The following is a 9,630-nucleotide window of genomic DNA, read 5'->3' as shown; positions in this document are numbered from 1 at the left end:
CAGGCTCAACAACAGGCTCAGAGCTAAGACTAATATTACTATCTTCTATTAAACTTAACGCTTCATCATGGTTATGACTATGGTTATGGCTATGGCTGCCATATTGACCAAGTTCAGCATTGTCGTAAACTGCGCCATGTGGCTCTGCTACTGGCAAAGGCTCTACAGTTGACAATGATGAGGAATGCTCAACAGTGTTCGATGGCGCTGTATGCGATTCAGTTGTATTAGTTGTAGAAGTATTTTTTTCGATTAAAGGTGTAGTGCTAGATGGTGCAGTGCTATCCGGTAGGTTTACCAAAACCTCATCGACGGGCAAAGGACGAAACGCCAATAAACGTAAGATACACATCTCTAACGCCTGCATCGGTGTACTGGCAAGTTTCACGCCTTCACGCGCTTGTACCACGATTTCATAATACAGCTGTAAAACGTCAGGGCTCATATGCTGGGCAAGCTGATGAATTTGTTGCGCTTGCGCTTCATTTACGTTAAGAGCCACTTCAGGCAAAAGCTGCGTCAACGCCAATTGATGTAACAGCTCAGCCAAACCATCAAACATACTGGTTGCATCGACCATCTGCGCGCGCATCTTCTCGATATGAGCAGCAACCGCAGATTTATCATGATTATAGATGTCTGTGATTAAACGCACCAAATCAGCAGCGTCAATCAAGCCGAGCATGGCATTAACCGTCACATCATCTAATGCGCCTTGCCCAAAAGCAATCGCTTGGTCAGTCAACGATAATGCATCACGTACCGAGCCTTTGGCAGCACTAGCCAATTGCCAAAGCGCAGGCTGGGTATAATCCACCTGCTCTTGGGTTAAGATATTGGCTAGGTGTTCACTGAGCAAGCTTTGTGATAAAGGCCGCAGCACAAACTGCAAACAGCGCGAGATAATCGTGATGGGCAGTTTTTGTGGATCGGTGGTGGCGAGTAAAAACTTTACATGCTCAGGTGGCTCTTCCAAGGTCTTGAGCAGCGCGTTGAAGCTGTGCGTCGACAGCATATGCACTTCATCAATCAAATAAACCTTGTAGCGACCTTGGCTTGGCGCATACGGCACATTATCAAGCAGCTCGCGGGTGTCTTCAACTTTGGTGCGCGAGGCGGCATCAATCTCGATTAAATCAATAAAACGTCCTTGATCAATCGCCACGCAATTATCACAGACGCCACATGGAGTACTGGTAATACCCGTCTCGCAGTTTAAACATTTAGACAAAATACGGGCGATGGTCGTTTTACCAACGCCGCGTGTACCCGTAAATAAATAAGCATGATGCAGGCGATTATAGTCAATCGCGTTAATCAGTGCTTGAGAGACGTGCGATTGCCCAATCAACTCGTGAAAGTTTTTTGGACGGTATTTGCGCGCTAAAACTTGATATTGCTGCGTCATAATGAATGCCAACGTGAGTAATAATGTAAATAAAGCTTCAAATCAGCGATTTATTTTAAATATAGGTATCGAAACATGTCTCTTAAAATCAAGTAACGAAATCAGGTTATGACTGCGCTCGCAGCTCAGCCAGTTGTTCGTACAAACGCTGGGTATGTATGTCGATAAGCGAGCCGTGCTGATGGAACGCATCGAGATGCACCTCGGTATTCACGCTGTCTTCACAAGGTCTGACGTCAACGCCAATCAAAAACAAATCTTGCATAACAGGCTGCTGCATTTGCGCATTAAGCTCAAATAACAAATCTTGGTGGCCCGCACGAACCTTGTCGGCACTTAACGAGCTGTTGTCATCTTGCGCATAAAACACCAGCAGGTAATGACGCCCAAAGACATTATAAGAGTGTTCATGGCGCACGTAACCACTCCAGCGTGATTCCTGATCGATGGTTCTGTGCGCCAATATTTTTTCTACCAAACACGCATAGGTGTACATGGACTCATCGACCAAAATATCAACCTGCGCTTTTGGTATTGGCGTACCCACGTCATAATACTCTTTAACCAAACTGTTAAAAAGCTTGTACCACATTCGAGTATTTTTTTGAATTTCTGCCATTAGTGCTTTGGCAAACTCAGTTTGCTCAGGCTCTGCCGCTTTGAGCAATCGTGGTTCAATCTCGGCGATTAAGTCATGGCTCACCATTTGTTCTTGAACTTCTATCGCCCTTCGATGAAAATCTGGCGACTCTAAAAACTGCGCAAGCAAGGTTGACTCGTCCTGAAATGCTTCAAACCCAGTAAGCTTACTGCGATGAAAGTCTAAAAATGCCGTCAAATCACTGGGCGTCACCAATTGCTTAAGTATCTCAGTGAAGTTCTGATAGCTAAAGACTTGTAGCACACTTTCTTCATCGTCCAAATCAAGCACGCAGTCTTCTGCAAAAAACTGACTGCCATATTCATAGCCAATCGCATAAGACGGCATCTCTATTGGCGTATTTTGATAGACGTTTTGAGAGTTGCTTCGATAGCTGTTTTGATAGGTATTTTGATAGCTGTTTTGATAAACGGTTTGCGCGCTGTCTTTTTTAGCAACGTCATGATGCTGCACTGATAGCGACGTTAAGCCAATAAAATAAATCGCTTTATGCCCTGTTTTGTCAGATATCACTGTCTTGTCAGATATCGACTCATTTCTATAGGTAAGCGCCTGATCATTTTTAAGATACAGCTGAGCGTGTTGCTTGATGAGCTGATTGACAACCTCTTTTCTCCACGTGCGCACTTGAGTACTATTAATATCCTGCTGATCAGCCTGCATCGTGACATCATTGACGATAAGGTAAACCACGGCATTAGAAAACTCAAAAACAAAATCATAACCCTGAAGATACTCAGGGTTAGTGATATTGTCTGCGGCTAAATCATACAGAGATAAAAAATTTTGCTGAATCATTTGCTGCCAAATCGACGCTGGAACTTGCTGAGTGTTCATAATATCCCTATACATAAGGCCTCATAAAGAACTTGAGACCTTTTCCTTAAAAGTAGAAAAAGCCTTCTTATGTTCAGTTTAGCCCCAGCGCAGATTTATGGCAAGGAAAGCCGCTTAGCTTTCAAACTTGCGGCGCATATGCGGGAATAAAATCACATCGCGAATACTGGCCGAGTCAGTAAATAGCATCACCAAGCGATCGATACCAATACCCTCGCCTGCTGTTGGCGGCAGCCCATAAGACAAGGCTTCGATATATTCTTCATCGAAATGCATGGCTTCATCATCGCCCGCATCTTTTTCAGCGACTTGATCATGGAAGCGCTGCGCCTGATCGGCAGGGTCGTTCAGCTCGCTAAAACCATTGGCCAGTTCACGACCACCGATAAATAGCTCAAAGCGATCGGTAATCTCAGGATTTTCATCGTTGCGGCGCGCAAGTGGCGACGTTTCAGCTGGGTATTCAGTGATAAAAGTTGGCTGGCGCAATTGATGCTCAGCGGTTTCTTCAAAGATAATCGTCTGCAATTTACCCACACCAAAGCCGTCTTTGACTTGCTGTTTTAGCGTCGTGGAAGCGTAATCTGCCAGATAATCACGGTCGTTGATACGCGATATATCGAAGTTTTCGGCATATTTAGCAATGGCATCAGACATCGACAGACGTGTAAACGGCGCTTTTAGGCTAATTGCTTCACCTTGATAAGTCAGCTCGGTCGTGCCCAAGATATCAATCGCCAGCTCGTTAAACAAACGCTCAGTCAGATCCATCAAGTCATGATAATCCGCATACGCTTGATAAAACTCAATCATGGTAAATTCAGGATTGTGACGGGTTGATACGCCTTCATTACGAAAGCTGCGGTTAATCTCAAACACTTTTTCAAAGCCACCAACCACTAGGCGTTTTAGATAAAGCTCAGGGGCGATACGCAAATATAACGGCATATCTAAAGCGTTATGGTGGGTCACAAACGGACGGGCAACCGCGCCACCTGGAATCGGATGCATCATCGGCGTTTCAACTTCCATAAAACGCTCATTTAACATAAACTTGCGAACACCGCTGATAATCTGACTGCGTATCACAAAGGTATCGCGCGTTGTCTCATTGGTCATCAAATCAAGATGGCGATTGCGATAGCGCGCTTCGACATCGGCCAAGCCATGGAATTTATTTGGCATCGGACGCAGCGCTTTAGTCAATAAAGTAAGCGCTTCGATATGAACATATAAGTCGCCTTTTCCAGAACGACCGATATAGCCCGATACGCCAACGATATCACCCAAATCTAATGATTTAATCAGCGCTAGTGTTTCAGGGTCTAGCTGTTTGCGCGCCACATATAGCTGAATACGGCCGGTCATATCTTGAATGACAATGAACGCGCCGCGGTTTAACATCACGCGGCCAGCGACGTTGACCTGAGTTTTTTCACCGTTGGCAATTTTATCTTCGATTTCTTGCTTTGAGATACCATCAAAAGCGGTTTGTAAATCCTGAGCGTAATCCGTGCGCTTAAAGGTATTCGGATAAGGCTGCTTACCTGATGCCTTGATATCATCCAGCTTAGTTTGCAGTTGAGCGATCAGCTCGTTAGCGTCTTCTGGGGCTTGCTCTTGATTCGGATTTTGATTGTTGTGCTTTGACATAATACTCTCAAAATTATTAGATAATTAAAGGAATAAACGAAGTAAAATTAAAATAAAATGTTCAAATATAACTGATTTTTATATTAAAAATAGCAAAATCGTTCTGATTTTTGACTTGCATCTGAGCGCACTTAGCCATCTCGTGCTTTTAATCAGCGCCGCCAATACTGGCCATCAAGTCTGCTTGGTGCTCGCGCAGCAGCGCATCAAGGATTTCATCCAAGTCGCCTTCCATAATCGAATCAAGCTTATATAACGTCAGATTGATTCGATGGTCAGTCATACGCCCTTGCGGGAAGTTATAGGTACGAATACGCTCTGAGCGATCGCCACTACCAACCAAGTCGCGACGTATGGAATCGGCCACATCGACCTGCGCTTGTACTTTTGCTTGCTGAATTTTAGATACCAGCATTTTCATCGCATGCGCGCGGTTTTTATGCTGACTGCGTTCTTGCTGACACTCTACCACGGTACCCGTTGGAATGTGGGTCAAACGTACCGCAGAGTCGGTGGTGTTAACGTGCTGACCACCCGCGCCGCTTGAGCGAAAGGTATCCATCTTAATGTCGGCAGGATTGATATCAACGGTGTCATCAATCTCAACTTCTGGCATGACGGCAACGGTACAAGCTGAGGTATGCACGCGGCCTTGGCTTTCGGTTTCAGGCACACGCTGGACGCGGTGAGCGCCCGACTCAAACTTTAAACGGCCGTAAACGCTATTGCCAGACACACGGGTAATGATTTCTTTATAGCCGCCATGCTCGCCCTCATTGGCTGATAAAACCTCTACCGTCCAGCCTTGGTTTTGCGCATACTTTTGGTACATTCGGAACAAATCACCCGAGAAAATCGCCGCTTCGTCACCGCCCGTGCCCGCTCGAATCTCCAAAAACGCTGGCACTTTATCATTGGGGTCTTTTGGCAGCATCATGACGTTAAGCGCCTCTTCCATCTCAGCGATGGTCTGACGCGCGCTGTCAATTTCGTCCTGCATCATCTCTCCCATTTCAGGATCTGATGATTCCGCGAGCATTGCCTCTGCGTCCGCTTGATCCGTCTCTGCCCGCACATAGTTTTGCCATAACGTCGTGATATCCATCAAGTCACTATGCTCAACGGATAATTCACGGAATTTATTATTATCGCTGATGACACTTGGGTCTGATAATAAGGCGGTGACCTCTTCATAGCGGTCTACCATCTGGTCTAAACGCAGGCGTAAGGATTCTTTCATAAAAGGACTTTTTTAAAATGAGGAAAATAAGAGAGTGATTATAGCAAATTTTTGCGCTTAATTTAAAACCTCTCAGCAATCTTGCCATTATATTCGCAAACGGCTCGCTTTATCCCTAATTGTACTCAAATATGTCCTTCCAATTTTCCCTGTCATACAGATAGAAGAGAAAACGCACATAAAAAAATAGCTAAGAACCCTCTTAGCTATTTTTGTGGTTATAACAGAGCTTTAATTAATTCTTAAACCTTACGAACCAGTACCGAACCAATCGAGTAACCGGCACCAAACGAGCAAATAACGCCCAAATCACCAGATTTTAGCGCGTCTTTGTAACGGTGGAAGACAATCATCGGGCTGGCTGAGCTGGTATTGGCGAACTCGTCAATGACACTTGGGACAATGGCTTTATCCGCGTCTTTACCGATGACCGTACGCAAGATTAAGTCGAGCATATTGGCGTTGGCTTGATGTAGCCACATCATTTTAACATCACTGGCTTGCAAGTTATTTTCATGCAAATGCTCAGTGATAATTTCCGAAACCTTGGGGCAAACTTCGCGGAACACTTTACGGCCATTTTGTAAAAACAGCTTATCAGTCACGGGGCCTTTGAGGTCTGGGTACATTTCTGTCTGCGCCGCCAAAAACTCAGAGCGATCCATAAAACCGTATTCGTTTTTGATATTGGTCGAAAACTGGGTAAAGAGTTTAGAGTCAAGTATCTCATAACCTTTTGGCGTCTCTAACTCTTCGACGATAGTAGCGGTTGCGACGTCACCAAAGATAAAGTGGCTGTCGCGGTTGCGCCAGTTTAGATGCGCTGAGGTGATCTCAACGTTGACCACAGCGACGCGCTTAGCAAGGCCTGAAACGATTGAGCCGTGTGCTTGCGATAGACCAAAAGTCGCGGCACTACAAGCAACGTTCATATCATAGGCAAAGCCGCCAACCATACCAATCTCATTTTGAATCTCGATAGAGACTGCTGGATAAGTACGCTGAAAATTTGAGCAAGCCAGAATAATACCGTCCAAATCATTGGCTTCTAACCCTGCATCGGCCAAGGCGTCTTTTAGGGCAGCAGCGCCCATTTCTGCCATGATAGACAGCTCTTCGCCCAGTTTGCGGTAAGGAATGACGGGCGCCATGATTTCAGGGTCTAAAATCCCGTCTTTTTCCATCACATAGCGTGATTTGATACCCGAGACTTTCTCGATAAAAGCCGCTGACGAAGGCTCCAGTGCTGTAACTGTACCGGCGGCAATCTCATCGGCATGCTCGGTATTATAATTATCAACATACTGGTTAAATGACTCTACTAACTCTTCATTACTAATGCTATAAGGGGGGATATACAGGCCGGTGCCCGTGATACAAGTCGTCATGATGTGCTTCCTTGTCTACTACGATGGTGCTTGCAATAAGCATAAAAGTGGAGAAAAACAACAGTCGTCTAATTTTCGGTGAATAACTGTAAACTTAAAATAAGTGCCTTTATTATGCCTGAATAATATTATTTTTCTAATACTTTGTTACAAATAAACGGCTTCTTGACGAGAATAAGTAAAGATTGGCTTTATTTCTCGACAGCTGCGCTATAATCGCCATAAATTATCGTTGTTTAATCAGGCCATTTTATCCAATACTGCTGCATTTAATTGCCATGGACTTGTTAAAATTTTATAAACTCGACCGATATTATCTACCTTTTATTTTCACCTTTTGATTTTGGAATAGTAATGGCGGAACTCTTAAACTGGTTATTTGGGCAATATGCCGACTATCCAACCCTCTTTATTGCTTTAGAGCTGATTGCGGTTATATTTGGGGTCAGCAGTGTTTTACTTGCCAGCAAAACCAACATTTTGGTTTTTCCCATTGGATTGGTCAGCACCGCCATTTTTGTTTATCTGCTGTGGAAGTGGCAACTGTTTGGCGATATGTTTATCAACGCCTATTACAGTATCATGAGTATTTATGGTTGGATAAACTGGACGCAAAATAAGCACAATACAGCAATCAAAAAGCATCAAGATCATATAAATCCAACCAGCCAGCAGCAAGATGAGCGCGTGCAAAACATGGACGCCCAATCGGCTATCGAAGTTGAGCATTTAAGCAAAAAAGACGTGCCCATACTAAGCGCGCTCGCGGCAGCTACCGTCGCTTTTGTTGCTTTGGTCTATTATTTTAGGCCCGTCATCAATAATCACTTTAGCTTTGATGGCGCGGTATTAGGTTTGCATTTATTTACTTGGGTCGATTACACCGACATGCTGACCACCGCGCTGTTCTTAATGGCGATGTGGCTGATGGCGCGGCGTAAAATTGAACATTGGCTGCTTTGGATTATCGCCGATGCGATTTCCGTTCCGCTGTATTTTTATAAAGGGTTAACCTTTACCGCGCTACAATATGTAGTGTTCACTCTCATCGCAATTTGGGCATATTATGAATGGCAACGACGCTACCGCATACAATCTCACGCAGCATACGCCTAAAACCGTTATTAATGTCGCGATATTGGGAGCAGAAAGCACTGGTAAAACTACTTTATGCCGCGATTTGGCGGCGCACTTTGGCTGTCCGTGGGTGCCAGAGTATATGCGCACTTATCTGCAAGCAAAGTGGGATAGTAAGCAGCTGACCTGTACGTGGGATGACTTACTGCCTATCGCGCAAGGTCAAATTGAGTTAGAAAACAAACTGGCTAAGCAAGCCGCGCAACTGCCCGATGGCAGTCGTTATTTATTTTGTGACACCAGTTTATTTGAGCTCATGGTGTACTCCAACTGGTACTATGGCGATTGCCCTGAGTCGCTTACCCAAGCTGCGTTGGCGCACCATTATGATGTAATACTCTTGACCGAAGTGGATATCCCGTGGGTCGCCGATGATTTGCGCGATAGCCCCCATGGGCGCGAAGACATCAGCGCTTATTTTGCCAGCCAATTAACCCATCATCATAAAGCCTTTCGACGAATTGGTGGCGATAGAGATGAGCGCGTTCAGCAGGTGGCTAAATGGCTTGAGCAGTTCAAAAAATAAAACCCTATATTAAAATTCATTTACATCAATTATCGTAATGCTTGCTTATCAATACTTATCTGACAATCTTACTGTTTAAGGCTTTTGCCCAGTTTCGGTAGTCATCCTCGCAGCGCGGGCATACTTGGTCGGGATTTGAGATAACATCCACATAGCCACAATACATACAAGCGTAATATTTATCTGCTTCTATCTGGGTAACCGCCTGATATTGCTTAGGAAAAAGTGGCAAGCCATAGCTGACTTCATCAGATGGATACAACAACAGGCTAAATTTACCATCTGTCTCGAGTAAACCTGTCCGCACTTGTCCCAAATGCTCAACCCCTTGCTGGCGCATTTCGGCAAAAAACTCATCGTGTGACATCTTGCCTTGTTTAATTTTATTGCAGACCAGCATCCCATCTTCGACGATGTATAAAGACCGCCCTTCTAACAATTCTTCAAAAGGCTGATATTGCATCATGCCCCATGTGCAAAGCCGATAAAGAAAAATCACCGTACTCATAATCAATACCGCTTGCACAAGGGGCAAATCCTCGGTGAACATCGGGTCACCTGCGATAGAGCCCAATGATAAAATAATCGTCAGCTCAAAGATGGAGAGCTGCCGTACGCCGCGCTTACCGGTAAAGCGTAAAGAGGTAATAATAAGTATAAACATCACAGTGACACGTAGCAGTATTTCAGCAGCAAATGCCCAACTGGTGTCATAAATAAAAATACTCGCCCAATCCATATTTTTTCCTTGTTATTATTTTTGGTGGTGTTCTAAAAAGT

8 protein-coding genes are annotated in these 9,630 nt (G+C 44.6%); 2 read left to right on the top strand and 6 right to left on the bottom strand.

Translation table 11 applies throughout. From position 1 onward, the window contains the following. The 5 genes from dnaX to B4240_RS01845 all read right to left on the bottom strand — a co-directional run. The coding region (gene dnaX / locus B4240_RS01865; protein WP_296236534.1) for a DNA polymerase III subunit gamma/tau at positions 1-1,408 on the bottom strand (1,408 nt) is incomplete at its 3' end. A 106-nt stretch (positions 1,409-1,514) separates the two neighbouring features. Then, a complete protein-coding gene (locus B4240_RS01860; RefSeq protein ID WP_296236533.1) occupies positions 1,515-2,906 on the bottom strand; it encodes a hypothetical protein in 1,392 nt (463 codons plus the stop codon). Between the two features lie 114 nt (positions 2,907-3,020). Beyond that, a complete protein-coding gene (gene lysS, locus B4240_RS01855; RefSeq protein WP_296236532.1) occupies positions 3,021-4,559 on the bottom strand; it encodes a lysine--tRNA ligase in 1,539 nt (512 codons plus the stop codon). 148 nt (positions 4,560-4,707) lie between these two features. Continuing rightward, positions 4,708-5,799, bottom strand: a complete 1,092-nt coding sequence (gene prfA / locus B4240_RS01850) for a peptide chain release factor 1 (RefSeq protein WP_296236531.1) — start codon at positions 5,797-5,799, stop codon at positions 4,708-4,710. Positions 5,800-6,041: 242 nt separating this feature from the next. Continuing rightward, entirely contained in the window at positions 6,042-7,187 is a 1,146-nt protein-coding gene (locus tag B4240_RS01845; protein ID WP_296236530.1) for a beta-ketoacyl-ACP synthase III, read from the bottom strand. Positions 7,188-7,541: 354 nt separating this feature from the next. On the opposite strand from B4240_RS01845, the gene pnuC reads away from it, so the two are divergent. Together pnuC and B4240_RS01835 are read left to right on the top strand one after the other, a co-directional pair. Next, positions 7,542-8,303 carry a nicotinamide riboside transporter PnuC gene (pnuC, locus tag B4240_RS01840; RefSeq protein ID WP_296236529.1) on the top strand — a complete coding sequence of 254 codons (762 nt, stop codon included), beginning with the start codon at positions 7,542-7,544 and terminating at the stop codon, positions 8,301-8,303. After that, complete coding sequence (locus B4240_RS01835) at positions 8,254-8,850, top strand: ATP-binding protein (RefSeq protein WP_296236528.1); 597 nt, start codon at positions 8,254-8,256, stop codon at positions 8,848-8,850. Before pnuC ends, B4240_RS01835 begins: the two co-directional genes overlap by 50 nt. Before the next feature lie 55 nt (positions 8,851-8,905). On the opposite strand, the gene B4240_RS01830 is transcribed toward B4240_RS01835, so the two are convergent. Next, the gene (locus tag B4240_RS01830; RefSeq protein ID WP_296236527.1) at positions 8,906-9,589 is read right to left on the bottom strand and encodes a YetF domain-containing protein; all 684 of its coding nucleotides are present in this window, start codon (positions 9,587-9,589) and stop codon (positions 8,906-8,908) included. Positions 9,590-9,630: the final 41 nt, after the last annotated feature.

Origin of the sequence: Psychrobacter sp. UBA5136, assembly GCF_002414005.1 — a bacterium.
Lineage (GTDB): Bacteria > Pseudomonadota > Gammaproteobacteria > Pseudomonadales > Moraxellaceae > Psychrobacter.
The sequence above is the reverse complement of the archived record's forward strand: the minus strand, read 5'-3'. Positions and strand labels throughout refer to the sequence as shown.

Coding starts and splice junctions, on each gene's coding strand:
- B4240_RS01860 (WP_296236533.1), bottom strand. CDS start 2,906: ATGAACACTCAGCAAGTTCCAGCGTCGATTTGGCAGCAAATGATTCAG.
- lysS (WP_296236532.1), bottom strand. CDS start 4,559: ATGTCAAAGCACAACAATCAAAATCCGAATCAAGAGCAAGCCCCAGAA.
- prfA (WP_296236531.1), bottom strand. CDS start 5,799: ATGAAAGAATCCTTACGCCTGCGTTTAGACCAGATGGTAGACCGCTAT.
- B4240_RS01845 (WP_296236530.1), bottom strand. CDS start 7,187: ATGACGACTTGTATCACGGGCACCGGCCTGTATATCCCCCCTTATAGC.
- pnuC (WP_296236529.1), top strand. CDS start 7,542: ATGGCGGAACTCTTAAACTGGTTATTTGGGCAATATGCCGACTATCCA.
- B4240_RS01835 (WP_296236528.1), top strand. CDS start 8,254: ATGAATGGCAACGACGCTACCGCATACAATCTCACGCAGCATACGCCT.
- B4240_RS01830 (WP_296236527.1), bottom strand. CDS start 9,589: ATGGATTGGGCGAGTATTTTTATTTATGACACCAGTTGGGCATTTGCT.